Source organism: Streptomyces sp. R33, from assembly GCF_041200175.1.
Classification (GTDB): domain Bacteria; phylum Actinomycetota; class Actinomycetes; order Streptomycetales; family Streptomycetaceae; genus Streptomyces; species Streptomyces katrae_B.
In genome coordinates, this window is the sequence record NZ_CP165727.1 from 2,043,261 (window position 1) to 2,068,845 (window position 25,585).

17 protein-coding genes and 2 pseudogenes are annotated in these 25,585 nt (G+C 71.5%); 15 read left to right on the top strand and 4 right to left on the bottom strand.

Annotated features, from left to right (window positions below; all coding sequences use genetic code 11):
• The first annotated feature begins 6 nt into the window (after positions 1 to 6).
• A complete protein-coding gene (locus tag AB5J51_RS09740) occupies positions 7 to 2,025 on the top strand; it encodes a prolyl oligopeptidase family serine peptidase (protein ID WP_369777445.1) in 2,019 nt (672 codons plus the stop codon).
• A gap of 31 nt (positions 2,026 to 2,056) precedes the next feature.
• On the opposite strand, the gene AB5J51_RS09745 is transcribed toward AB5J51_RS09740, so the two are convergent.
• Both AB5J51_RS09745 and AB5J51_RS09750 read right to left on the bottom strand, forming a co-directional pair.
• Positions 2,057 to 4,945 (bottom strand): toll/interleukin-1 receptor domain-containing protein, encoded by a 2,889-nt coding sequence (locus tag AB5J51_RS09745; RefSeq protein WP_369777446.1) that lies wholly within the window; start codon positions 4,943 to 4,945, stop codon positions 2,057 to 2,059.
• A gap of 218 nt (positions 4,946 to 5,163) precedes the next feature.
• Positions 5,164 to 5,910, bottom strand: coding sequence for a hypothetical protein (locus AB5J51_RS09750; protein WP_369777447.1), 747 nt, complete (start codon positions 5,908 to 5,910; stop codon positions 5,164 to 5,166).
• 11 nt (positions 5,911 to 5,921) lie between these two features.
• Between AB5J51_RS09750 and AB5J51_RS09755 the strand changes: the two genes are divergently transcribed.
• The 7 genes and pseudogenes from AB5J51_RS09755 to AB5J51_RS09785 all read left to right on the top strand — a co-directional run bounded on the left by AB5J51_RS09755 (position 5,922) and on the right by AB5J51_RS09785 (position 14,753).
• Positions 5,922 to 6,497: a GNAT family N-acetyltransferase gene (locus AB5J51_RS09755; protein WP_053786613.1), complete on the top strand. Its 576-nt coding sequence runs from the start codon at positions 5,922 to 5,924 to the stop codon at positions 6,495 to 6,497.
• A gap of 4 nt (positions 6,498 to 6,501) precedes the next feature.
• Positions 6,502 to 7,400: pseudogene (locus AB5J51_RS09760) on the top strand (arginase family protein).
• A gap of 89 nt (positions 7,401 to 7,489) precedes the next feature.
• Positions 7,490 to 9,457, top strand: a complete 1,968-nt coding sequence (locus AB5J51_RS09765) for a DUF5107 domain-containing protein (RefSeq protein WP_369777448.1) — start codon at positions 7,490 to 7,492, stop codon at positions 9,455 to 9,457.
• Between the two features lie 424 nt (positions 9,458 to 9,881).
• Entirely contained in the window at positions 9,882 to 10,082 is a 201-nt protein-coding gene (locus tag AB5J51_RS09770; RefSeq protein ID WP_133896442.1) for a hypothetical protein, read from the top strand.
• A 243-nt stretch (positions 10,083 to 10,325) separates the two neighbouring features.
• Positions 10,326 to 11,365 (top strand): annotated as a pseudogene (locus AB5J51_RS09775) (Rv2578c family radical SAM protein).
• Positions 11,366 to 11,477: 112 nt separating this feature from the next.
• Positions 11,478 to 13,079 (top strand): alpha/beta hydrolase, encoded by a 1,602-nt coding sequence (locus tag AB5J51_RS09780; protein ID WP_053786619.1) that lies wholly within the window; start codon positions 11,478 to 11,480, stop codon positions 13,077 to 13,079.
• A 237-nt stretch (positions 13,080 to 13,316) separates the two neighbouring features.
• Positions 13,317 to 14,753 (top strand): acyltransferase family protein, encoded by a 1,437-nt coding sequence (locus AB5J51_RS09785; protein WP_369777449.1) that lies wholly within the window; start codon positions 13,317 to 13,319, stop codon positions 14,751 to 14,753.
• Here the strand turns inward: AB5J51_RS09785 and AB5J51_RS09790 are convergent.
• Together AB5J51_RS09790 and AB5J51_RS09795 are read right to left on the bottom strand one after the other, a co-directional pair.
• Positions 14,742 to 15,185 (bottom strand): RidA family protein, encoded by a 444-nt coding sequence (locus AB5J51_RS09790; protein WP_369777450.1) that lies wholly within the window; start codon positions 15,183 to 15,185, stop codon positions 14,742 to 14,744. The two genes, AB5J51_RS09785 and AB5J51_RS09790, sit on opposite strands and share 12 nt — an antisense overlap.
• A gap of 13 nt (positions 15,186 to 15,198) precedes the next feature.
• Positions 15,199 to 15,750, bottom strand: coding sequence for an adenylosuccinate lyase (locus AB5J51_RS09795; RefSeq protein ID WP_053786622.1), 552 nt, complete (start codon positions 15,748 to 15,750; stop codon positions 15,199 to 15,201).
• Between the two features lie 425 nt (positions 15,751 to 16,175).
• Here AB5J51_RS09795 and AB5J51_RS09800 point away from each other — a divergent pair, with 425 nt between their 5' ends.
• The 7 genes from AB5J51_RS09800 to AB5J51_RS09830 all read left to right on the top strand — a co-directional run bounded on the left by AB5J51_RS09800 (position 16,176) and on the right by AB5J51_RS09830 (position 25,521).
• Positions 16,176 to 17,978, top strand: coding sequence for a 3-hydroxyacyl-CoA dehydrogenase family protein (locus tag AB5J51_RS09800; RefSeq protein WP_369777451.1), 1,803 nt, complete (start codon positions 16,176 to 16,178; stop codon positions 17,976 to 17,978).
• A gap of 175 nt (positions 17,979 to 18,153) precedes the next feature.
• Positions 18,154 to 18,975 carry a TetR family transcriptional regulator gene (locus AB5J51_RS09805; RefSeq protein WP_053786624.1) on the top strand — a complete coding sequence of 274 codons (822 nt, stop codon included), beginning with the start codon at positions 18,154 to 18,156 and terminating at the stop codon, positions 18,973 to 18,975.
• A gap of 410 nt (positions 18,976 to 19,385) precedes the next feature.
• Positions 19,386 to 20,723, top strand: coding sequence for a crotonyl-CoA carboxylase/reductase (gene ccrA, locus AB5J51_RS09810; RefSeq protein ID WP_136224421.1), 1,338 nt, complete (start codon positions 19,386 to 19,388; stop codon positions 20,721 to 20,723).
• Positions 20,724 to 20,772: 49 nt separating this feature from the next.
• Positions 20,773 to 22,824 carry a protein meaA gene (locus AB5J51_RS09815; RefSeq protein ID WP_369777452.1) on the top strand — a complete coding sequence of 684 codons (2,052 nt, stop codon included), beginning with the start codon at positions 20,773 to 20,775 and terminating at the stop codon, positions 22,822 to 22,824.
• The gene (locus AB5J51_RS09820; RefSeq protein ID WP_030292956.1) at positions 22,821 to 23,795 is read left to right on the top strand and encodes a CoA ester lyase; all 975 of its coding nucleotides are present in this window, start codon (positions 22,821 to 22,823) and stop codon (positions 23,793 to 23,795) included. Before AB5J51_RS09815 ends, AB5J51_RS09820 begins: the two co-directional genes overlap by 4 nt.
• 5 nt (positions 23,796 to 23,800) lie before the next feature.
• Positions 23,801 to 24,313 (top strand): MaoC family dehydratase, encoded by a 513-nt coding sequence (locus AB5J51_RS09825; protein WP_030155134.1) that lies wholly within the window; start codon positions 23,801 to 23,803, stop codon positions 24,311 to 24,313.
• Positions 24,314 to 24,315: 2 nt separating this feature from the next.
• Entirely contained in the window at positions 24,316 to 25,521 is a 1,206-nt protein-coding gene (locus AB5J51_RS09830; protein WP_030868030.1) for an acyl-CoA dehydrogenase family protein, read from the top strand.
• The last annotated feature ends 64 nt before the right edge of the window (positions 25,522 to 25,585 follow it).

Consider the following 25,585-nt stretch of genomic DNA (forward strand, 5'->3'; position numbering starts at 1 on the left):
CCGGTGATGGCGGTCCCGACCGGACCCTACGGCAGCTGGCCCTCGCCCATCGACGCGGCGGTCGCCGCCTCGCTCGACGGGCGGCCCGAGTACCTCGGAACCATCGGCCCCGAGGTGTGGTGGACCGAGCCCCGGCCGGCCGAGGGAGGCCGCCGCACCCTGGTGCGCCGGCCCGCCGACGGCGGCCCCGAGGCCTCGGTGCTGCCCGCCCCCTGGAACGTCCGCAGCCGCGTCACCGAGTACGGCGGCCGGCCCTGGGCGGGCACCGAACGGCCCGCGGGCGGGCCCCTGGTGGTGTTCGTCCACTTCGCCGACCAGCGGATGTACGGGTACGAGCCCGACGCGCCCGGCGGCCCCGCCCCGCGGCCCCTCACTCCCGTCTCCGCGGTCGGCGGTGGGCTGCGCTGGGCCGACCCCGTGCTGCGCGGCGGTGAGGTCTGGTGCGTGCTCGAGGAGTTCACCGGCCCTGCGCCGACCGACGTGCGCCGGGTGCTGGCATCCGTACCGCTCGACGGCTCGGCCGCCGAGGACCGGTCCCTCGTACGCGAACTCACCGACGACCGGCACCGGTTCACCACCGGACCCCGGCTGTCCCCCGACGGGCTGCACGCCGCCTGGCTGGTGTGGGACCACCCCCGGATGCCGTGGGACGGCACCGAGGTGCGCCTCGCCGGCATCGCGGCCGACGGGACGCTGACCGGGGCCCGTACCGTGCTCGGCGGTCCCGAGGAGTCCGTGGCCCAGGTGGAGTGGACCCCCGGCGGGGCCCTGCTCGCCGTGAGCGACCGCAGCGGCTGGTGGAACCCGTACCGGGTGGATCCGGCGACCGGCGAGGCCGTCAACCTGTGCCCGCGGGAGGAGGAGTTCGGCGGCCCGCTGTGGAAGCCCGGGCTGAGCTGGCTGGCCCCGCTTCCGGGAGGGCTCCTCGCCGTCCTGCACGGCCAGGGCTCCTCGGTGCTCGGCATCCTCGATCCGGAGAGCGGCGACCTCGTGGACGCCGCAGGGCCGTGGACGGCCTGGCAGCCGACGCTCGCCGCGCACGGCAGCCGCGTCTACGGGGTCGCCGCCAGCCCGCGCAGCGCCTACGAGGTGGTGGAACTCGACACCGGGGACGGGCACGCCCGGGTGGTCGGCGCGGCCGGGGTGGACCCGGTGGACCCCTCGTACTACCCGGAACCGCAGAGCCGCACCTTCCTCGGCCCGGGCGGCCGGGAGATCCACGCCCACGTCTACCCGCCGCACCACCCCGCGCGCCGGGCCCCGGCCGACGAACTGCCCCCGTACGTGGTGTGGGCGCACGGCGGCCCCACCGACCACGTGCCGCCCGTACTCGACCTGCACATCGCCTACTTCACCTCGCGCGGCATCGGCGTGGCCGAGGTGAACTACGGCGGCTCCAGCGGCTACGGACGCGCCTACCGCGAGCGGCTGCGCGAGCAGTGGGGCGTCGTCGACGTGGAGGACTGTGCGGCGGTGGCCCGGGCGCTGGCCGCCGAGGGCACCGCCGACCCGGACCGGCTCGCCATCCGGGGCGCCAGCGCGGGCGGCTGGACGGCGGCGGCCTCGCTGGCCGCCACCGACCTGTACGCCTGCGGGACGATCATCTACCCCGTGCTGGACCTGCTGGGCTTCGCCGAGGAGACCCACGACCTGGAGTCCCGCTACATCGACGGCCTGGCCGGCCCCCCGCAGACCCTGCCCGTACGCTGCCGCGAGCGCTCACCGGTGGCCCGCGCCGGGCGGATCACCGCGCCCTTCGTGCTGCTCCAGGGACTGGAGGACCCGGTCTGCCCGCCGGCCCAGGCGGAGCGCTTCCTGGCCGCCCTCCGGGGGCGCCCGGTCCCGCACGCGTACGTCGCCTTCGAGGGCGAGGGCCACGGCTTCCGGCGGGCGGACACCATGATCCGGGCACTGGAGGCGGAACTCTCCCTGTACGTCCAGGTGTTCGGCATCGACCGGACGGACGTACCGAAGCTGGTGCTGAAGCCCGGCGCGGGACTCGGACGGGCCCGGGGAGACCGCTGAACGGCATGGAACCGGCAGTCTCCCCGGATGCTCATGCCTCGGCGTGGCGGCCACACGGCAGGGTGACGTCCAGCCCCTTGAGGTAGCGGTCGTACTCGGGCCCGGGGAGGGGGTCGGCGACGAGTTTGCACAGGACCTGGCGCCACGCCGCGATGTCGATCGTGCGGCGCATGAGGGATCCGTCGGCGCCGAAGGTGAGGATCCCGCCCTCGGAGGCGGTGAACATCTCCACGGTGTCCTTGTCGCCGACGACCTGTGTCTCCACGGCCCAGGTACCGCGCGACTCCCCGGTCTGCGCGTCCCAGAACTGGAAGGTGGCGTCCCTTCCCGTGCCGACGACCTGGACGACGAAGCGGGCGTCGCCGTTGAACACGATGCTCCGCTGACCGCCCTTGATGGCGACCGCGCTGCTCTGGACCACCCGGCCGGATGCGACGTCCAGGATGGTGATGCGGTTGTCGCCGTCGATGGTGGCGACCTTGTCCCCGCGCCGGCTGACGACGGCGCTGCCCTTCATCACCGCGGCCGTCTTCCGCACCTTCTTGAGGCGGTTCCCCTTGGATACCCGGAAGACGGTGACTTCTCTGGTGTCGCCGATGACCAGGGTCGTACGGTCCCCGCTGAACGTGATGTCACCGGCACCGCTGGTGCCGGGGAGTTCCTGGACGACCTTCCAGGTTCTGGTGTCGGTCACGGTGACCGCCCCGTTGCCCGCGCCCACGAGGTGGATGCCGTCGGGGAGGAAGTACAGCGGCAGGTTCACCGGGCTGTCCGTCACCGGCGGGCCGATCTGGAGTCCGGTCTTGGGGTCCCAGAGGGTCAGGGTGCCCGCCTTCTCCACCACGACCCGGGTGCCGTCGCCGTTGGCGATCACGGAGTCGTTGGTGGTCTTGTCCCGGACGACGGAGGTGTTGATGTGTCCGAGCCGTTGCACGCCCGCCTCCGTGACCGACCAGAGGTCCGTACCGCCCTCCTTGCTCCGGAAGGCGAGGTGCTTGTCCGGGGTGAGCTCGTCGGCCTTGATCCGGTCGTCGTTGGGCACGTCGACGCCACCCTGGAGGCTCGCGGTGGAGAACAGGGATACCGCCCCGTCCTGGGTGCCCGCGGCCACCCAGGTCCCGTCGCCGGACGTCGAGATGCTGAGGGCCGGGAACGCGAAGGAGCCGAGGACGCGCCGCTGGCGCAGGGCGGCGTCGTACAGGGCGACTCCCCGCTTGGTGTCTCCCACCACCATCGCGTTGTTGTCCCGGGGCAGGTCGGTCATCCGGATGTCGCCCATGGGGACGGCCGCCAGCCTCCGGCCGCCGGCCAGGTCCCAGAGCTCGTCCGTGTCCCCGTCCTTCGCCCCCATGACCCAGCCGTCGTCGCCTGCCACGTAGGCCATGTCCCCGTCCCGCGAGAGGATGGTGAGGCGGACCCCGTTCTCGCGTGCTTCGGTCGTGGGGTATCCGGCGAGTTCGCGCGGTTCACTCCAGGCGTTGCCGTCCTGGGCGAGCGTGCGCACCGTCTTCGCGCCACCGTCGACGTAGACGAGCTCGTTCGCGTCGCGGAAGGCGAGCTCGGCCCAGACGGTGGCGGCGCGCCCTTCACTGACGGGAGCGCCGGTGCCGGTGTCCCAGACGGTGATGCGCACGTCATCTCCCACGGGCATGGAGTGGAAGGCGGCGGCCAGCCTGCGGCCGTCCGGGGACAGCGCGAAGGCCCGGAAGCCCATCTGGGCGTTGGGCAGTCCGTCGGGGTTGCCTGCGGCGATCGTCCGCAGCAGCCGGCCTTCGGGCACGCCCCACAGCTCTATCCGGTTCGGCCAGACCGCCTTGGCGAGCAGCCGGCCGTCGGCGCTCAGTTCGAGCGGGCCGCCACTGTTCGGCCAGTCCTCGCCGTCGATGATCGTGAGGGGCTTGTGGGCCCGGATGTCGTAGAGGTGGACGTGCCGGTCCCCCACTCCCTTCTCGTCGGGGTCGAAGGCCGAGTAGTAGGCCATCGTGCTTCCGTCCCGGCTCACCGCGACCTTGGTCGCGGGAATGCTGCCCGCGCCCCGCCAGTCGGCCACGGCGCCGTTCCCGCCCTGCATGTGCTGCGACACCTTGTCGTTGGCGGCGACCGCCCGGGCCAGGGCCTGGGCGGCCTCGCCGGTCGGTTCGGTCTCGTAGGAGTACAGCGCGTACTGCGCGGCCCTGCGCGGGTCGGTGGCCGCCATCTCCAGCGCACGGGCGGCGAGGGCCAGGGAGGCCGAGGTACGGGCGCGGGCCAGGGCCTCGTTGCGTTGCTGCCAGGCGAAGAGCCCGGCGATCAGTGAGGTCACCAGGAGGAAGGAGAGGGTCGTGACCGCGCCGCGGAGCATGCGGACCGCGGTGCGGCGCTGACGGAGGTCCTCGCTGTCGACCTCGTCCTTGCTGAGCCCCCGGATGCGGGCCAGGAGGGCGGCGACGGTGTCACGGAACGGGGCGTCGCGTAAGGAGTACCTCTCGGCCTTGCGGATGGCCGTGAGGTCCACCCAGAGCGGCTCTTTGGCGAATTTTCGCCTCAGCACGTCCGGGAGGCAGGTCGTACGCGACCAGTCCCAGTCGCCGGCGTCCGGGTCCCAGGCGATCGTCCCGTCGCTGACCGCGATGAGGAAGTGGTCCATGGGGCGGTGTTCCAGCCAGAACTCGATCTCGGCGCGTACCCAGCGCGACTGTGCGGCCGCCGGCGAGGCGATGTAGACGAAGTACCTGGACTGGCCCAGCTCGTGGAGGATGGCTGCACCGAGGTCGCTGGCGGCGGCCAGACTGGTGGTGTCACGGAACACGCTGACGATCTGCCGGCGCGTCCAGGGGCGGGCGAGCCGGTGCAGGCCCCGTTGCAGCGCCTCGGCGAGTGGAACGTCCTGCTGATGGCTGTACGAGATGAAAGCGTCACGTCTGTACGTGCGTTCGTCCATGGCCTACCCCCCGGCTCGGCTGACTCCCGTTGGTGTGACGGGTCGCAACTCGTAGGGTGACATGGCGAGTTCGACACCAGGGAGAGGTCGGGGGGCGAGTTTGCGACACAAGCCGAGGCGCCGGTCCTCCAGCTGAAGCGCCGGTCCCTTCAGCCGTGCCGCGAGGGATGCAGGGTGCCGGCACGGGCGGAATCGACCATTTCGGCAGGGCCGGAGGGCTACGCCGTGTGCAGCCAGACGCGGAGCGGGCCGAGCGGGGCGAAGCCGTGGCGGACGGCGGTGGCCAGGTCCTCACCTGACTCGTAGCCGACGACCGGAAGGCCGGGCCAGAGGTCCGCGACGGTGGTGAGGGCGCCCGCCCAGGCCTCGTCGTCCGGGGTGCCGTCCGCGGTGAACACGTTGGAGAGGCCGACGACCGTGCCAGTCCTGTCGGCGCCCGTCCGGTTGGCCGCGGCGCCGGCGACGATGCGGCCCTCGGCGGACCGGCCGGCGAAGAAGGCGATCTCCTCGGTGAGCAGGCCCGGGTGGAACAGGCCGCTGCTCTCCCCGCCGCCCCAGGCCGCCTCCCAGGCGGCCAGCTCCCCGGCGTCGGCGACGCGGGACCAGGTCAGGGCGCAGGCCCCGGGAGCTGGGGCGGCCGGCGGGCGGTGGATCCACTCGGCTCCGAACAGGACCTCGAAGCCCGCCGGGGCCAGGTCGAGATCGGCGAAGCTGTCCTTGACCGAGCAGCCGGGGGAGTCGGTGTCCATCGCGGCCAGCAGCGCGTCCCCCGAGGCCTCCCGGGTCAGGGTCATGCCGTCGGGGTAGTAGGGCGGGGTGCGGCGCGCACTGGTCCATGCGCCGGCCGCGAACGAGCCGCCACCGCTGACCGCCGCGCACCACTCGGCGTTGTTGCGTACCGCCGCGCGCAGCAGTTCTTCGGTGTCCGTGTCGGTGATCACGCCGGGGATCCTGTCACACCTCATAGCCTGGGCGGATGTCATATTCCGCGTACCTCCGCGAGGGCGAGCACGTCGGCCTGCGGCCGTTCCGGCTCGCCGACGGCCCCGAGTTCACCGCACACGTGCACGAGAGCCGGCACCTCCACCGCCCGTGGCTGTCACCGCCCGCGACGATCGAGGAGTACGAGCCGTACGCGACGCGCCTGATCGAGGGCGGGAGCAGGGCGGGGTTCCTGGTCTGCGAGCGCGCCACCGGGGCCATCGCCGGGTTCGTCAACGTCAACAACATCGTCCGCGGCGCCTTCGACTGCGGGGCGCTCGGCTACGGCGCCTTCGCGCACGCCGCCGGGCGCGGGCTGTTCCGGGAGGCGCTGGGGCTGGTCGTGGGGTACGCCTTCACCCCCGAGGACGAGGGCGGCCTGGGACTGCACCGGCTGGAGGCCAACATCCAGCCGGGCAACGCCGCCTCCCTCGCGCTGGTGCGCGGGGCCGGGTTCCGGCTGGAGGGGTTCTCGCCGGACTTCCTCTTCGTCGAAGGGGCCTGGCGCGACCACGAGCGCTGGGCGATCACCGCCGAAATGTGTGGTCCGGACGCCGATCGCGCAGGATGAAGGCATGCGAAGCCTGGTGCTCCTCGACGCCCCGTCCAACCTGGGTCTGCGCCCGTCCGCGCCCGGCACCGTCCCCGGTGTCTACAAACTGGCGGGCGCCCTGCGCGACCAGGGCCTGCTGAGCCGGCTCGGCGCGCGGGAGGGCGGGGTCGTGGTGCCGCCGCGCTACGACCGCGGCAGCTGGAAGGAGGGCGACGGGGTCTTCCACGCCGGCCCCCTCGCCGCGTACACCGTCGCCCTCGCCGACCGGATCGAAACGCACTTGCGCGACGGGGAGTTCCCCGTCGTCCTCGGCGGGGACTGCTCGATCCAGCTCGGCGCCTCTCTCGCCATGCGCCGCCTCGGCCGGTACGGGCTGGCCGCGATCGACGGCTCCGCCGACTTCCGCCACCCCGGCAACGAGGCCGTCAACGGGCCCGTCGGGGCGGCCGCCGGGGAGGAGCTCGCCCTCGCCACCGGCCGCGGCCAGGCCGGTCTCGCCGACCTGGAGGGGCTCGGCCCCTACCTCCGGGACGAGGACGTACGGCTCTTCGGGCTGCGGGACGGCGACCAGGACCTGCCGGAGCTGCGCGCGGCGGGGATCTCCGCGGCCACGGTGGGGGACATCCGGGCACGCGGCGCCGCCCCGGTGGCGCGCGCCGCGCTGGACGGGCTGCATCCGCCGGACACCTCCGGGTTCTGGGTCCACCTGGACGCCGACGTACTGGATCCTGACGTGATGCCGGCCGTCGACAGCCCCGATCCCGGCGGACTGGCCCCCGGCGACTGGCCGAGCTGCTCGCCGTGTTGGTGGGATCCCCGCGGTGCGTCGGGCTCAACGTCACGATCTACGACCCGGACCTGGATCCGGGCCTGCGGGCGGGGGCGCTGCTCGCCGACCTCGTCGTGGGGGCGTTCGGGTAACGCTCCGGCCAGGGCTTTGCGCAATCCTGACCGGTGGTGATCCGCGGAACCCCTGTGCACCGGCCGCCGTGGCGTGTTCCATTTCCTGCATGGCCACCACCGTCCGCCGCGCCGTACTGACCCTGCCCGCAGCCTCCCTGGGGCCCGAGAACCCGCTGCCCGTCCTGCGCGCCCCCGCCGACGCGCACGCGTTGGACGAGCGTTCGCGCGAGGGACTGCCGCGCGACATGGCCCGGCAGATCGGCTACGAGCCGCTGCGCTCACTGCTGCCCGTACGTCTGCTGGACGGATACCAACGGCGCAGGCAGGAACGCGAGTTCGAGGCCGTCGTCATCGAGAACGCCCACCTGCGGGTCACCGTGCTGCCCGGACTCGGCGGCCGCGTCCACTCCGTCGTGCACCTGCCCACCGGCCGTGAACTGCTGTACCGCAACCCGGTGTTCCAGCCCGCGAACTTCGCCCTCAACGGCGCCTGGTTCTCGGGCGGCATCGAGTGGAACATCGGCGCGACCGGCCACACCACCCTCTCCTGCGCCCCGCTGCACGCCGCGCTCGTACCGGCCCCCGACGGGGGCGTGATGGTCCGGCTGTGGGAGTGGGAGCGGCTGCGCGACCTGCCGTTCCAGGTGGACCTGTGGCTGCCGGCGGAATCGGAGTTCCTGTACGTCGGCGTCCGCATCCGCAATCCGCACGAGCGGCCCGCGCCCGTGTACTGGTGGTCCAACATCGCCGTCCCGGAGGACCCCGGCACACGGGTGCTCGCCCCCGCCGACGAAGCCTGGCACTTCGGGTACGAGCGGGCCCTGCGGCGGATCCCCGTACCGCAATGGGAGGGCGAGGACCGCACGTACCCGCTGCGCAGCACGTACCCGGCCGACTTCTTCTACGAGGTCCCGGACGAGGCCCGGCCCTGGATCGCCTCGCTGGACGCGGAGGGGCGCGGGCTCGTCCAGACGTCCACGGCCCGGCTGCGCGGACGCAAGCTGTTCGTCTGGGGCGCCGGGGAGGGCGGCCGGCGCTGGCAGGAGTGGCTGACCGAGCCCGGGACCGGCGGCTACGCCGAGATCCAGGCAGGCCTCGCCCGGACCCAGCTGGAGCACGTACGGCTCGAGGCCGGGGCGGAGTTCAGCTGGCTGGAGGCGTACGGGCCGCTGGCCGCGGACCCGGCGTCGGTGCACGGCCCCGACTGGGCGGCGGCCCGGTCCTCCGCCGAGAAGGCCCTGTCGACGGCCCTCCCCCGGGAGCGGGTCGAGGAGGCGTACGAGGCGTGGCGCCGGGCGGCCGACACCGAACCGGGGGAACGGCTGGCCGCGGGCTCGGGGTGGGGCGCGCTGGAGGTGCTGTGCGGCGGGCACAAGCTGCCCGGCACCCCGTTCGAGGAGGCGGGGCTCGGCGAGGCGCAGGCGCCCTGGCTGGAGCTGTGGCGCACCGGGGTCTTCCCCGCCCCGCGACGGGTGGCGCCGCCGGGGCCCAGCCTGGTCGCCCCGCACTGGCGGGACATGCTGGAGACCGCCCCGGCGGATCCGGTGACCGAGTACCACCTGGGCGTGGCGCAGTGGCATGCGGGCGATGTGGCCCAGGCGGTGCGCAGCTGGGAGCGCGGGCTGGCGCTGGCACCCTCGCGGTGGCCGCTGCTGCGCTGCCTGGCGGTGGCGGACGCGCTGGCCGGCGACCCGGCGCGGGCGGCGCAGCGGTTCGCCGAGGCCTTCGCGGACCTGGCCGAGGAGAGCCGGGGCGGCGAGCCGTGGACGGCCGCGGAGTCCGCGCTGGGGCGAGAGGCGATGACGGCCCAGCTGGCCGCCGGCCGCCTGCCGGCGGCGCGGGCGGTGTGGGACCGGCTGCGGCCGGCGCTCCGCGAGGAGGGCCGGTTCCGCCTGCTGGCCGCCCGCCTGCTGGCGGCGGAGGGCCATGTGGGCGCGGCCCGCCGGGTGTTCGAGGAGGGCTTCGAACTGCCCGACCTCCGCGAGGGCGACGAGATCCTCTCGGAGGTCTGGACCCGGGTGACGGACCGCCCGCTCCCCCCGTCGTACAACTTCCGCATGCGCCCGCCGACGTAGGCCGCCCGTTCGCCGGTCGCCGCACACACCCTGCGCGCCGCAAGAAGGAGCAGACGGCACGGGCGTTTCCGATGGGCCAGCCGATTCCGGCGCTTATGGCGCCGCAACTCCGAATGCCCTGGCGCCGACCTTCGTCGCCGCCGTCGAGCGCGGCGATCACGATGACGAGAGCAGCATCGCCGCGGCTGTCGCCAGGCTCCTTCCGCCCGCTCCGGAGCCCCGGGGGATGTTCCGGCGCAACAAGCCGGACCCCCCGGACACGCGCGCCGACCAGGTGAGGAGTCTGCAGCGAAATTCACTCGCCCTGCAGGCGCTCAACCGCATGAACAAGGAATTGTTCCCAGAAATCCGAGAGCTGCAATTCAGGCTCGCGAACCAGTAGCCGACGCCCGCCGACGTGATCCGCCAACGAAAGGGAACCCACATGAATTCCTACGAGGCAAAGCAGGTCGCGGAGAAACTGCTGAAGAACGAGCCGGTCGGCGCCGAGGTCACGTTCAACGACGACTTCGACGCCACCCCGCACAGCAACAAGAACCGCCCCGACAAGGGCGAGCACGTCGACGGCTGGAAGGCCGTGAAGCGAGCGGACGGAACCATCAAGGTGGACAAGAAGTGGGCGTAGCCCTGATCTTTTCCACGCCCCTGTGACAACGATGCCGTCCCGCAGGAGCTCCGGGCCTGCCGGACGGCATCGCACTGCGCGCTGTCCGCACTTCCCCGAGGAGCCGGACGGGCCCACCCGTCCGGAACACCAGGACCGGGGTGGCGTCCCCGCCACCCGTGGCACGGACCGCCCGCTGCGACGTCCGCACGATCATGGGAACGTTTGTTCTATTCTCGGGCCGAGCTACCGAGGGAGGCGCGCATGCGCTGGGACAATCTGACCGACGGATCCGGGACCACGGCGAACGCAGGGGCGCTCTTCGGGGCCGGCTCCGTCGTCACGCGGACCTTCGACACCCCCGAGTTCCGCGGGATCACCTTCCACGAGGTCCGCGCCCGCTCGGTGCTCAACCGGGTGCCCGGGCCTCGCGGATGCCGTTCGAGTGGACGGTCAACCCGTACCGCGGCTGCAGCCACGCATGCGTGTACTGCTTCGCCCGCAAGACCCACAGCTACCTCGACCTCGACACCGGGCTCGGCTTCGACTCCCAGATAGTCGTCAAGACCAACGCCCCCGAGGTGCTGCGCCGCGAACTCGGCTCGAACCGGTGGAGCGGTGCGCACATCGCCATGGGCACCAACGTCGACTGCTACCAGCGCGCCGAGGGCCGCTACCGGCTGATGCCCGGGATCATCGAGGCCCTGACCGAGCGGGCCAACCCCTTCTCCATCCTGACCAAGGGGACGCTGATCCTGCGCGACCTCCCCCTCCTGCAGCGGGCCGCCGGGATCACCGACATCGGCATCTCCGTATCCGTCGGCTTCACCGACACCGCCCTGTGGCGGACCGTCGAACCCGGCACGCCCTCCCCCGCCGCCCGGCTGGCCGCCGTACGGGCCCTCACCGACGCCGGGATCGAGTGCGGGGTGCTGATGGCCCCGGTGATTCCCTTCCTCGGGGACTCCCCCGAGCAGCTGCGGGCCACCGTGCGGGCGGTCGCCGGGTCCGGGGCGACCTCCGTGACACCCCTGGTACTCCATCTGCGGCCGGGCGCCCGCGAGTGGTTCACGGCATGGCTGCGGGCCCACCATCCCCACCTGGTCGAACGGTACGAGCGGATGTACGCCGGCGGTTCGTACGCGCCCACCTGGTACCAGCGGCAGATCACCCGGCAAGTCCACGAGCTCGCGGCGGAATTCGGCATCGGCCCCTCCCGGCCGGCCGCAGCCCGCAGGATCGCCGTTCCCGAACGTCCGGCCGAGCCCGCGCCCGCCGTTCCCACGCAGCTCAGCCTGCTGTGACCTCGTACGGCCGCTGAAAGCTCATCACATCGGGCCAATCAGCAGCCCAATCCCGCCTTCCAGGCACGGTTTCCGGGACGATTCCGCCCAGAACCCTCGGCTGGGAGGCCCCATGCTGCACCCCGCGAAGAAGCGCGGCCCCTTCACGAAGCGCGCCGCCGTCCTGCTCTCGATCGCCACCGCGACCGTGGCCGCCGTCGTCACGAGCCCCGCCGGCGCCACGCCGACGGCCGCGGCACCGGCCCGCGCCGCCGCCGCTCCCACCGCGCTGCGCTGGACCGGCTGTGCGACCCAGCGCTACCCCACGCTGCAGTGCGCCTCCCTCAAGGTCCCGCTGGACCACGAGCACCCCGCGGGCCGCCAGATCTCCCTGGCCCTGACCCGGGTCCCGCACACCGCCGCCAAGTCCCAGGGCCCGCTGCTGGTCAACCCCGGCGGGCCCGGCGGCAGCGGCCGGGCCCTGGCCGGGTTCATCGCCTCCGCGCTGCCCAAGGACGTGGCCGCGCAGTACGACGTGATCGGCTTCGACCCCCGGGGCGTCGGCAAGAGCGAGCCCACCCTCGACTGCGGGCCCGGCCACTTCACCCCCGTACGCCCGGACTCCGTCCCGCGCGACCTGCAGACCGAGCAGGCCAACCTGGAGCGGGTGAAGTCCTTCGCCGAGTCCTGCCAGACCAAGCACGCGGACGTGCTCCCCTACATCGGCACCGTCTCGGCCGCCCGTGACATCGAGGTGCTGCGCACCGCCCTCGCCGCGACGAAGGTCAGCTACTTCGGCTACTCGTACGGGACCTACCTGGGCGCGGTGTACGCCAAACTCCACCCGGACCGGGTGCACCGCCTCGTCCTGGACTCCGTGGTCGACCCGGGCGGGGTCTGGTACGAGGACAACCTCGCGCAGGACCAGGCCTTCGACGCCCGCCACAAGGCCTTCCTGGCCTGGGTGGCCCAGTACGACGAGAAGTACAAGCTGGGCAGTGACCCGGCGGGGGTCGAGGAGCGCTGGTACGCGATGCGGGACGCCCTGCGTGCGACACCGGCGGGTGCCAAGGTGGGCCCGTCGGAGCTGGAGGACACCTTCATGCCGGGCGGCTACTACAACGGCTACTGGCCGGTCCTCGCCGAGGCCTTCTCGGCGTACGCGGTGGCCGGGGACCCGAAGCCGCTGGTGGCGGCGTACGAGCGGTTCGGGGCGGTGGAGCCGTCCGCGGGCAACAGCTACAGCGTGTACACGGCGGTGCAGTGCCGCGACTCGGCCTGGCCGAAGGACTGGAACCAGTGGCGCACGGACATGTGGCGCACGCATGCGAAGGCGCCGTTCATGACCTGGAACAACGCCTGGTACAACGCGCCGTGCGCGTTCTGGCAGACGGAGCCCCTGGTGGCACCGGACGTGACCAACGCCGACCTCCCGCCGGCCCTGCTCCTCCAGGCGACGGACGACGCGGCGACCCCGTTCGGGGGAGCTCTGAGCATGAAGGGGAAGCTGAAGGGCTCGGCACTGGTGGTCGAGGAGGGCGGCGGCAACCACGGGGTCGCGCTCAGCGGCAACAAGTGCCTGGACGAGAAGGTGGCGGCGTACCTGCGGACGGGCGGCGTCGCGGACGCGACCTGCCCCGCCCAGCCGGCTCCGAAGCCGACCACGGCCACCCGCGCGGTGCCCCCGTCGGCGGGCGGCACGGCGCTGCACGGCCTGCTGGGCTTCCGCGGCTAGCGGCGGCATACGGACCGGCCGGGTCGCGGACCGGCCGGGTCGCGGACCGGCCGGGTCGCGGACCGGCCGGGTCGCGGACCGGCCGGGTCGCGGGCCGGCCGGTCCACCGATCCGTCTGAGCACCAGGGCGCCGATTCGCCCGAGTTCATCATGGATCCGTCCCGGCACCGCCCGGCCAGTCCCCGACGCCGAGGTGAACGGGGACGGGCCGGCCGGGGATGAGCTAGGGTGCCTGCGGTGAAGCAGCACATACCCCTCCTCGCCCGGCGGAAGACCACCCAGGCTCCGGCCGCCACCGGTGCGCGGCTCGGCTGGCTCGACGCGCTGCGCGGCTTCGCCGCCCTGGTCGTGGCCATGCACCACTTCGACGTACTGCGGATGCTGCCGTTCGGCGGGCTGATCCGGCGGAACTTCGACCTCGGCGTGTTCGGGGTCATGCTCTTCTTCATCGTCAGCGGCTACATCATCCCGGCCTCGCTGGAGCGCCGGGGCGACGTCCGGGCCTTCTGGATCGGCCGGATCTTCCGGATCTACCCGGCCCTCATCGTCGCCCTGGCGGCCTCGATCGCGATGCTGCCGGCCGCAGACGGCTCGACCTCGCTGCTGCGCACCGGTGACGACCTCGCCTCACTGGTCGCGAACGGCATGATGCTGCAGGACCTGCTCGGCGTCCGCAACGGCATGAACGTCACCTGGACGCTCTGCTACGAGATGGTCTTCTACTTCCTCGTCACCATGCTGTTCACCCGTGGCCTGCACCGGCACAGCGGCGTGATCGCGGCGGCCTTCGCCGGCGCCGCGCTGGCGATCGGCACGGCCCTGGCCCCGCAGCTGCTGCTGACGGAGCTCGGCTCGGTCCGGCAGCTCCTGCTGATCGTCACCCCGGTCTTCCTCCTGGGCTTCTGGGGTGTGCTCAGCGGCAACCGGAAGCTGACCGGGGCGGGCGCACTGCTGCTCGGTGGGCTCGGCCTGGTGCTGCTCACGCTGAACAGCCGGGCGGTGACGTTCGAGACCTTGCTGATCCCCGCGACGATGTTCGCCGGCACCGCCCTCTACCGGGCGCAGCACGGCCAGCTCCGCCGGGCCCCGGCCCTGATCGCCTGCGGGTTCGTGGTCGCCGCGGGCGTGCTCGTCGGATGGCTGTACAACCGGAACGGGATCCAGGCGCACACCTGGACCTCGGGCTGGAAGGCCTTCTCGCTCTCGTACCTCGCGGCCTGGGTCCTGTTCGGCCTCGGCTTCCTCCTGCGCAACCGGCGCTTCCCGAAGGTGCTGACCTGGCTCGGCGCGATCAGCTTCTCGCTGTACCTGCTGCACTTCCCGCTGCTGCGTACCCTCGGGCCGCTGCTCGGGGTTCCCCCGATGCCCTCGTCGACGCTCGGGAAGTTCGCCTGGACGGGGATCTTCCTCGCCGTGCTGCTGGCCGCGAGCCATCTGATGTACCGCCTGGTGGAGCTGCCGGCGCAGCGTCTCGGCCGGCGGGTCCAGCAGGCGGCGGAGCGCCGCCGGCCCTCCACGCCGGCCACGCCTGCCATCCCGGCCGCGCCGGACACCCCGGCCGCGCCGGCCACGGCCTCGGCCGGGCCCGAGGTGATCCTGGTGCCCCGGCAGCCGGACCTCGCGGGCCGCGAGGCCGCCCTCCGCGTGCACGACGAACCGTCTTCAGCCCGCTGACCCGGCCTGCCGGGCCGCAGGCACCGGCAGCACCGCGAAGGCCTCCACCTCCAGCAGGAGTTCGGGCCGGAAGAGGGCGGCGACCTGGACGGCCGAGGAGGCCGGCTGCCGGTCGCCGGGGATGACGGCGTCGCGTGCCTCCCGTACCGCCGGGAGGTGGGCGACGTCCGTGACGAAGTAGGTCAGCTTGACGACGTCGTCGAAGGTCGCCCCGGCCGCGGCCAGGCAGCGCCGTAGGTTCTCGAACACCTGGCGGGCCTGCGCGGAGGCGTCGCCCGGCCCGACGACCTCGCCCTGCTCGTCGAAGGCGCACTGTCCGGAGACGGCGATGAACCGCCCGGTGCCCCAGGCGACATGGCTGTAGCCCGTACCGGGGTGGACACCCTCCGGTGCGGCCAGGCGGGTGATGTGGTGGTCGTTGCGCTCGCTCATACGGTCGATCATGTCAGCCGAGCGCGCGCAGCGCGGCCGTCGCCGCCACGGCGAGGCGCGGATGGGACTGGGCCCGGGTCAGCACCTCGCGGGACCGGGGGTCGGCGAGGGCGCCGAGCCCCTCGACACAGGCCAGGGCCACCCGCCAGTAGGGGTCGTGCGGGGACAGCAGCCGGGCCAGGGTGGCCATCAGGACCGGCGCCGACTCGGGGGCGCGCAGCGCCGTGAGCAGCCGTACGGGCTGGAGGGCGTAGGCCGTGCGCAGGGTGTTGGTCGCGAGGGCGGCCGCCGCGCGGGCGGTGCGCGGGTCCCCCAGTACGGCGAGGGCCTCGGCGGCGGCCGCGCAGCGCGGCGGGTCCCGGTGGTTGAGGAGCAGCACCAGCGGCTCGAAGGCCCGCCGGTCCCCGGCCAGGCCGAGGCGGTACGCGGCCAGCTCGCGGGCCCACAGGGGCAGCCCGGCGGAGGTCAGGGAGGCCGCCAGCGCGTCGGGGTCGGCCGCGAGCAGCTCCTCGTACGGAGGGGACTGCCCGGATTCCGTTCGCAGGCGCTCCAGCACGTCGTTCACCAGGCCACCCTAGGGCGGTTGGGGGCGCCGCCGGGGCGGGTTTCCGGAGATGGCTGATCGATGATCGATGATCGGTACATTTGGGCGGTACAGGTCACATCTCCGCGCTCTGGCGCGCCAGTTACCGGCGGGTTACGCTCCCTTCAACGTACGAGGCCGGCCTGGTGACGCAGCCGCCCCGTACCAGTCGGTTCAGTACCGCAGTTCAGTACCCCAGTCGGGTACTTCAGGCACATCGGGCACTCCGGGCACGGCACCTACCTCGTGCACCCCGGCCGCCTCGAATGCTTCTCGTGTACGGCGTGGCCCCGGGACAGGGTCCGCCGCTCCCTACGCCCCGCTTTTCCCCGGGGCCGGGATCCCTGCCGCGCGTCGTGCGCCGCGCGCCGCCCTCAGTCGTCACCCTCTTCCACTGGAGTCCCGCGATGGACCTTCCGTCCACGTCCAGTCAGTACACCCTCCAGACCATCGCCGTCGTCGGCCTCGGCACGATGGGCACCGGCATCGCCGAGGTCCTCGCCCGGGCCGGCCGCGAGGTCATCGGCATCGACATCAGCGACACCGCCACCCGCCGGGCCACCGCCTCCCTCGCGGCCGCCACGGCCCGTTCGGTGACCCGCGAGCGCATCACCGAGCAGGAGCGGGAGGGCGTCCTGGCCCGTTTCCGCACCTTCACCGAGCTGACCGCCGCCGCCGACGCCGATCTCGTCATCGAGGTCGTCCCGGAGGACTACGAGCTCAAGCAGCGCCTCTTCCGCGAGCTCGACGCGATCGTCCGGCCCGACACGATCCTGGCGACCGGCACCAACGCCCTGTCGGTGACCCGGCTCGCGGCCGAGTCGCAGCGCCCGGAGCGCGTCCTCGGTCTGCACTTCTTCAACCCGGCGCCGGCGATGAAGCTGGTCGAGGTCGTCTCCAGCGTCCTCACCGCCCCGACCGCCGTCGAGGCGGTCACCGTGCTGGCCCGCGAGCTCGGCAAGGAGCCCGTCTCGGTCGGCGACCGCCCCGGCTTCGTGGCGGACGGCCTGCTCTTCGGCTACCTCAACCAGGCCGCCGCGATGTACGAGTCGAAGTACGCCTCCCGCGAGGACATCGACGCGGCGATGCGGCTCGGCTGCGGTCTGCCCATGGGCCCGCTCGCGCTGCTCGACCTGATCGGCGTGGACACCGCCCGGACCGTCCTGGAGGCCATGTACTCCTCCTCCGGCGACCGGCTGCACGCGCCTGCCCCGATCCTGGGCCACCTCGCCGAGGCCGGCCTGACCGGGCAGAAGTCCGGGCGCGGGTTCTACACGTACGAGGAGCCGGGCAGCTCCACGATCGTCCGTGACGCGCAGACCCCGCTGGACGGGGCCCGGCTCGGCGAGGGCCGTCCCGTCAGCTCGGTCGGCGTGGCCGGCTCCGGCACCATGGCGAGCGGTATCGCGCAGGTCTTCGCGCAGGCCGGCTTCGCGGTGGTGCTCGCCGCCCGCAGCCAGGAGAAGGCGGACGCCGCGAAGGCCGCGATCGGCAAGTCCTTGGGCCGTGCGGTGTCCAAGGGCCGGCTGACCGAGGACGGCGCCGCGCAGACGCTGGCCCTGATCACCCCGGCGGGCTCGCTGGACGCGTTCGCCGACGTGGACCTGGCCGTCGAGGCCGTCGCGGAGGACCTGGCGGTCAAGCAGGAGCTGTTCGCGGCCCTGGACAAGGTGTGCAAGCCGGGCGCGGTGCTGGCCACCACCACCTCCTCGCTGCCGGTGATCGCGGTCGCCCGCGTGACCTCGCGTCCGCAGGACGTGATCGGCATGCACTTCTTCAACCCGGCGCCGGCGATGAAGCTGGTCGAGGTCGTCCGGACCGTCCTGACCTCCGACGACGTGCACGCCACGGTCCGCGAGATCTGCACGAAGGTGCGCAAGCACCCGGTGGACTGCGGGGACCGGGCCGGCTTCATCGTGAACGCGCTGCTGTTCCCCTACTTGAACAACGCCGTGAAGATGGTCGAGCAGCACTACGCCAGCCTCGACGACATCGACGCCGCCATGAAGCTGGGCGGCGGCTACCCGATGGGGCCGTTCGAGCTCCTCGACGTCGTCGGCCTGGACGTCTCGCTCGCGATCGAGAAGGTCCTGCACAAGGAGTTCCGCGACCCGGGACTGGCCCCGTCCCCGCTGCTGGAGCACCTGGTGGCGGCGGGCTGCCTGGGCCGGAAGACCGGCCGCGGATTCCGTGAGTACGCCCGCCGGTAAGCAGCGCCCTGGCCAGGTGCCCCAAGAGCCGGATGCGTGGGGAGGGCTGCTCGGGTCTGCCGGACCCTCACGGCAGGCCGTACCTTCCGAGCCCAGTGCGGGCTCTCCCCCGCATCCACCCCCGTCCCACCCCCCTCAGGCGCGCTCCCCTGCGCAAATGAAGTACTTTCGATCCATGTCCCAGCCCGCCAAGACCTCGCCCCGCACCGCCACGGCCTCCGACAACCCGGAGAGCACGGCCGGCACCAAGGCGGCCGCGCAGCGGCTCAAGATGCGCCGTGAGCTCGCGGCCGCCGCGATGGAGCTGTTCGCGACCAAGGGGTACGAGGCGACGACGGTCGACGAGATCGCCGCGACCGCGGGGGTGGCGCGCCGGACCTTCTTCCGGCACTTCCGGTCCAAGGAAGAGGCGATCTTCCCGGACCACGACGACACCCTGACCAGGGCCGAGGCGGTACTGGACGTGGCCCCGGCGCACGAGCACCCGCTCGACACGGTGTGCCGCGGGATCAAGGAAGTCATGAAGATGTACGCCGCCTCGCCGGCGGTGTCGGTGGAGCGCTACCGGCTGACCCGCGAGGTGCCGGCTCTGCGGGAGCGGGAGATCGCCTCGGTGGCCCGCTACGAGCGGCTGTTCACCCGCTATCTGCTGGCCCACTTCGACGAGACCGACCACCACGACGGCAACGACGACCCGCTGCTGGCCGAGGTGGCCGCCTCGGCGGTCGTCACGGCCCACAACCACGTGCTGCGGCGCTGGCTGCGGGCCGGCGGCCAGGGGGACGTGGAGGCGCAGCTGGACCACGCCTTCTCTATCGTGCGGAAGACCTTCGGCACGGGGATCGGCGCGGGCCGGACCCTGAGCACGGCGCCGGCCCCGGCCGCGCCGGCGGAGGTCCGTACGCAGGGCGAGGTGCTGGTGGCGGTGGCCCGTACGGACGCCCCGCTCGACGAGGTCATGCGGACCATCGAGGAAGCACTGAGAAACAAGCAGTAGTCACATCCTCCGAGTCACACACATCACAGTGGCCGTCCCCGTTCCGGGGGCGGCCGCTTTTGTTTGTCCGACTTGCCCCTACTCATCGGTAACTCTGATCGATCATCGCTCATCTGCGCAGGTCAATAGGCAAATGAGAGAAAGTTTTGGCACGCGGTGCCTTGCTGAGTGACACGGGGTGCCATACGTTGAATCTCGTCCGGATGTCCCCGCGGTCCACGCCCACTCGGCACGAACCGCGCCCCGGATGCCTGCGTCACCAGGCACCGCACGCCCCACCACGGGCGTCGCCAGCACCACAGCTCCGCCGGACCGACGGCATTCGCAACACCAGCACCACCTCACACCACACCCGTTCCACGCACCCGCGTATCCCTCAGCGCACCCTCAGCGCTCGCCGGAGGCACACCGTGAAGGACATCCTGGACGCGATCCAGTCGCAGGCCGCAACGGCCGCCGACTTCGCGGCCCTGCCGCTCCCCGACTCGTACCGCGCGATCACCGTGCACAAGGACGAGGCGGAGATGTTCGCGGGGCTCACCACCCGCGAGAAGGACCCGCGCAAGTCCCTGCACCTCGACCAGGTCCCGGTGCCGGAGCTCGGCCCGGGCGAGGCCCTGGTGGCCGTCATGGCCTCCTCGGTCAACTACAACTCGGTCTGGACGTCGATCTTCGAGCCGGTGTCGACCTTCAGCTTCCTGGAGCGTTACGGCAAGCTCAGCGACCTGAGCAAGCGCCACGACCTCCCGTACCACGTCATCGGCTCCGACCTCGCGGGCGTCGTGCTGCGCACCGGACCGGGCGTCAACTCCTGGAAGCCCGGCGACGAGGTCGTCGCGCACTGCCTGTCGGTCGAGCTGGAGTCCTCGGACGGCCACAACGACACGATGCTCGACCCCGAGCAGCGCATCTGGGGCTTCGAGACGAACTTCGGCGGCCTCGCCGAGATCGCACTCGTCAAGTCCAACCAGCTGATGCCCAAGCCCGGCCACCTGAGCTGGGAGGAGGCCGCCTCCCCCGGCCTGGTCAACTCCACCGCCTACCGCCAGCTGGTCTCCCGCAACGGCGCCGGCATGAAGCAGGGCGACAACGTCCTGATCTGGGGCGCCAGCGGCGGACTCGGCTCGTACGCCACCCAGTTCGCGCTGGCCGGCGGCGCCAACCCGATCTGCGTGGTCTCCAGCGCGCAGAAGGCGGAGATCTGCCGGGCGATGGGCGCGACCTCGATCATCGACCGCAGTGCCGAGGGCTACAAGTTCTGGAAGGACGAGCACACCCAGGACCCCAAGGAGTGGAAGCGCTTCGGCAAGCGCATCCGCGAGCTGACCGGCGGCGAGGACATCGACATCGTCTTCGAGCACCCCGGCCGCGAGACCTTCGGCGCGAGCGTGTACGTCACCCGCAAGGGCGGCACCATCACCACCTGCGCCTCGACCTCGGGGTACATGCACGAGTACGACAACCGCTACCTGTGGATGTCGCTCAAGCGGATCATCGGCTCGCATTTCGCGAACTACCGCGAGGCCTGGGAGGCCAACCGCCTGGTGGCCAAGGGCAAGATCCACCCCACGCTGTCCAAGGTCTACTCCCTCGAGGAGACGGGCCAGGCTGCGTACGACGTCCACCGCAACCTCCACCAGGGCAAGGTCGGCGTCCTCGCCCTCGCCCCCGAGGAGGGCCTGGGCGTGCGCGACCACGAGATGCGCGCGACGCACCTGGAAGCCATCAACCGCTTCCGCAACATCTGATTCGCCCGACCCGTCTGAGATCGTTCAAGGGCCAAAGGGACAGCCTGAGATGACAGAGCGCCAGAAAGACCGTCCGTGGCTCATGCGGACGTACGCCGGCCACTCCACGGCCGAGGCGTCCAACGAGCTGTACCGCCGCAACCTCGCCAAGGGCCAGACCGGCCTGTCGGTCGCGTTCGACCTTCCGACGCAGACCGGCTACGACCCCGACCACATCCTCGCCCGCGGCGAGGTGGGCCGGGTCGGGGTCCCGGTCTCCCATCTGGGCGACATGCGGCGGCTGTTCCAGGACATCCCCCTGGAGCAGATGAACACCTCGATGACGATCAACGCCACCGCCATGTGGCTGCTGGCGCTCTACCAGGTGGCCGCCGAGGAGCAGGGCGCGGACATCGCCCTGCTCCAGGGCACCACCCAGAACGACATCGTCAAGGAGTACCTCTCGCGCGGGACGCACGTCTTCCCGCCCGGGCCCTCGCTCCGCCTGACGACGGACATGATCGCGTACACGGTCAACCACATCCCGAAGTGGAACCCGATCAACATCTGCTCGTACCACCTCCAGGAGGCCGGGGCCACTCCGGTCCAGGAGATCTCGTACGCGATGTCGACCGCGATCGCCGTGCTGGACTCGGTGCGCGACTCGGGCCAGGTCCCGGAGGATCGTTTCGGCGAAGTGGTCGCCCGTATCTCGTTCTTCGTGAACGCGGGTGTCCGCTTCGTCGAGGAGATGTGCAAGATGCGCGCCTTCGGCCGCATCTGGGACAAGGTCACCCAGGAGCGCTACGGCATCGAGAACGCGAAGCAGCGCCGCTTCCGTTACGGCGTCCAGGTCAACTCCCTGGGGCTGACCGAGGCGCAGCCGGAGAACAACGTCCAGCGCATCGTGCTGGAGATGCTGGCGGTCACCCTCTCCAAGGACGCCCGGGCCCGCGCGGTGCAGCTGCCGGCCTGGAACGAGGCGCTGGGCCTGCCCCGGCCCTGGGACCAGCAGTGGTCGCTGCGCATCCAGCAGGTCCTGGCGCACGAGAGCGACCTGCTGGAGTACGAGGACATCTTCGCCGGATCCCACGTCATCGAGGCCAAAGTCGACTCCCTGGTCGCCGACTGCCTGGCCGAGATCGACCGGATCCAGGAGATGGGCGGCGCGATGGCCGCCGTCGAGTCCGGGTACCTGAAGTCCCAGCTCGTCTCCTCGCACGCCGAGCGGCGGGCCCGGATCGAGGCCGGCGAGGACAAGATCGTCGGCGTCAACTGCTACGAGCAGACCGAGCCGAACCCGCTCACGGCCGATCTGGACGGCGCCATCATGACGGTCGACCCGGCCGTCGAGGCGCTGACCGTGGAGCGGATCGTCCGCTGGCGCGAGGAGCGGCAGGAGTCCTCGGACCGCCAGGGGAACGGCGACCCGTTCGTCTTCCCGACGGTGATGCAGGCCCTGGACCGGCTGAAGGAGGCCGCGGCCGGGACCGAGAACCTGATGGAGGCCACGCTGGAGTGCGCTCGTGCCGGTGTCACCACCGGCGAGTGGGCGAATGCGCTGCGCGAGGTGTTCGGCGAGTTCCGCGCCCCGACCGGGGTCTCCTCGGCCCCGGTGGCCGTGACCGCCGAGGAGGGCACGCCGATGGCCCTCGTCCGCGAGAAGGTCGCCCGTACCGCCGAGGACCTGGGCTCCGGACGGCTGCGCCTGCTGGTCGGCAAGCCCGGCCTGGACGGGCACTCGAACGGCGCCGAGCAGATCGCCGTACGGGCCCGCGACGCCGGGTTCGAGGTGGTCTACCAGGGCATCCGGCTGACGCCCGAGGAGATCTCGTCGGCAGCGCTGGCCGAGGACGTGCACTGCGTGGGACTGTCCATCCTGTCCGGTTCGCACAGCGCGCTCGTGCCGGACGTGCTGGAACGCCTCCGTACGGCGGGGGCGGGTGACATCCCCGTCGTGCTCGGCGGCATCATTCCGAACGCCGATGCCATCGCCCTCAAGGCGGCCGGAGTCGCCGCCGTCTTCACACCCAAGGACTTCGGTATCACGGAGATCATCGGCCGTATCGTCGACGAGATCCGGAAAGCGAACAAGCTCGACCCTCTGGAGGTCCCCGCATGACCACGCCCACGTCTCCCGTGAACCGCCTTCGGCCGCGCCGCTCCTGCCTCGCGGTGCCGGGCTCGAACCCGCGCTTCCTGGAGAAGGCCCAGGGCCTGCCGGCCGACCAGGTCTTCCTCGACCTGGAGGACGCCTGCGCCCCGCTCGCCAAGGAAGGCGCCCGCCACACGATCGTGGACGCGCTGAACAACGGCGACTGGACGGGCAAGACCCGGGTCGTGCGCGTCAACGACTGGACCACGCACTGGACGTACCGCGACGTCATCACGGTCGTGGAGGGCGCGGGCCAGAACCTCGACTGCATCATGCTGCCGAAGGTCCAGGACGCCCAGCAGGTCGTGGCGCTGGACCTGCTGCTGACCCAGATCGAGAAGACCATGGGCTTCGAGGTCGGCAAGATCGGCATCGAGGCGCAGATCGAGAACGCCAAGGGCCTGGTCAACGTCGACGAGATCGCCGCCGCCTCGCCGCGGCTGGAGACCATCATCTTCGGCCCGGCCGACTTCATGGCCTCGATCAACATGAAGTCCCTGGTCGTGGGCATGCAGCCGCCCGGCTACCCGGCGGACGCGTACCACTACATCCTGATGCGGATCCTGATGGCGGCCCGCATGCACAACCTCCAGGCGATCGACGGCCCCTTCCTCCAGATCCGCGACGTGGACGCGTACCGCGAGGTGGCGGGCCGGGCGGCGGCGCTGGGCTTCGACGGCAAGTGGGTGCTGCACCCGGGCCAGGTCGACGCGGCGAACGAGGTCTTCTCCCCCTCCCAGGAGGACTACGACCACTCCGAGCTGATCCTCGACGCGTACGACTGGTGCACCTCCGAGGCCGGCGGCAAGAAGGGCTCGGCCATGCTCGGCGACGAGATGATCGACGAGGCCAGCCGAAAGATGGCCCTGGTCATCGCGGGCAAGGGCCGCGCGGCGGGCATGCAGCGCACCACCAAGTTCGAGATTCCGGAGGCCTGATCCCGATGCAGTTCGGACGCACGTACGAAGAGTTCGAGGTCGGGGCGGTCTACAAGCACTGGCCCGGAAAGACGGTCACCGAGTACGACGACCACCTCTTCTGTCTGCTGACCATGAACCACCACCCGCTCCACATGGACAGCAATTACGCCGAGAACACCACCGACTTCGGCAAGAACGTCGTCGTGGGCAACTACATCTACTCGCTGCTGCTCGGCATGTCCGTGCCGGACGTCTCCGGGAAGGCCATCGCCAACCTGGAGATCGAGTCCCTGCGGCACGTGGCGCCGACCTTCCACGGCGACACCATCTACGGCGAGACCACGGTCCTCGACAAGACCCCGTCGAAGTCGAAGAACGACCGAGGCATCGTCTACGTGGAGACCAAGGGCTACAAGCAGGACGGCACCCTCGTCTGCGTCTTCCGGCGCAAGGTGATGGTCCCGACCGAGACGTACATCAAGGAGCGCGGCGGCGAGCAGCCCGGCCGCCCGCAGCTGAAGGAACAGGGGAAGTAGCCATGGCCCGACTCGCCCAGACCGCCGGGCTCACCGACGTCCAGCGGGAGATCCTCAAGACCGTCCGGGAGTTCGTCGACAAGGAGATCATCCCGGTCGCGACGGAGCTCGAACACCGTGACGAGTACCCGCAGCAGATCGTCGACGGCCTCAAGGAGCTCGGCCTCTTCGGGCTGATGATCCCCGAGGAGTACGGCGGCCTGGGTGAGTCGCTGCTCACCTACGCACTGTGCGTGGAGGAGATAGCGCGGGGCTGGATGTCCGTCTCGGGCATCATCAACACCCACTTCATCGTGGCGTACATGCTCAAGCAGCACGGCACGCAGGAGCAGAAGGACCACTTCCTCCCCCGCATGGCGCTGGGCGAGGTGCGCGGCGCGTTCTCGATGTCCGAGCCGGGGCTGGGCTCCGATGTGTCGGCGATCACGTCGAAGGCGGTGAAGGACGGCGACGAGTACGTCCTGAACGGCCAGAAGATGTGGCTCACGAACGGCGGCAGCTCCACGCTGGTGGCGGTCCTCGTGCGAAGTGACGAAGGCCACCCCGAGGGCACGGCCCCGCACAAGTCGATGACGACCTTCCTCGTCGAGAAGGAGCCGGGCTTCGGTGAGGTCCGTCCGGGCCTGACCATCCCGGGCAAGATCGACAAGATGGGCTACAAGGGCGTCGACACGACCGAGCTCATCATGGACGGACTGCGCATTCCGGCCAATCGGGTCCTCGGAGGCCAGACCGGCCGAGGGTTTTACCAAATGATGGACGGGGTCGAGGTCGGCCGCGTCAACGTGGCGGCGCGTGGCTGCGGTGTCGCTCAGCGTGCGTTCGAGCTGGGTGTCTCGTATGCCCAGCAACGTCACACTTTCGGCAAGGCGATCGCCGAGCACCAGGCCATCCAGTTCAAGCTGGCCGAGATGGCTACCAAGGTCGAGGCCGCCCATGCGATGATGGTGAACGCAGCACGCAAAAAGGACTCCGGGGAACGAAACGACCTCGAAGCAGGGATGGCGAAGTACCTCGCCTCCGAATACTGCAAAGAGGTGGTGGAGGACGCCTTCCGTATCCATGGCGGCTACGGATTCTCGAAGGAGTACGAGATCGAGCGCCTCTACCGCGAGGCACCGATGCTGCTGATCGGTGAAGGGACGGCCGAGATCCAGAAAATGATCATCGGACGGCGCCTTCTCGAGGAGTACCGACTCCAGGGCTGAAAGTCCCTTTTGCGGCGGATCCTCCATGGGCTCGTCGCAAAAGAATCACTGGCAGTCACTGGCC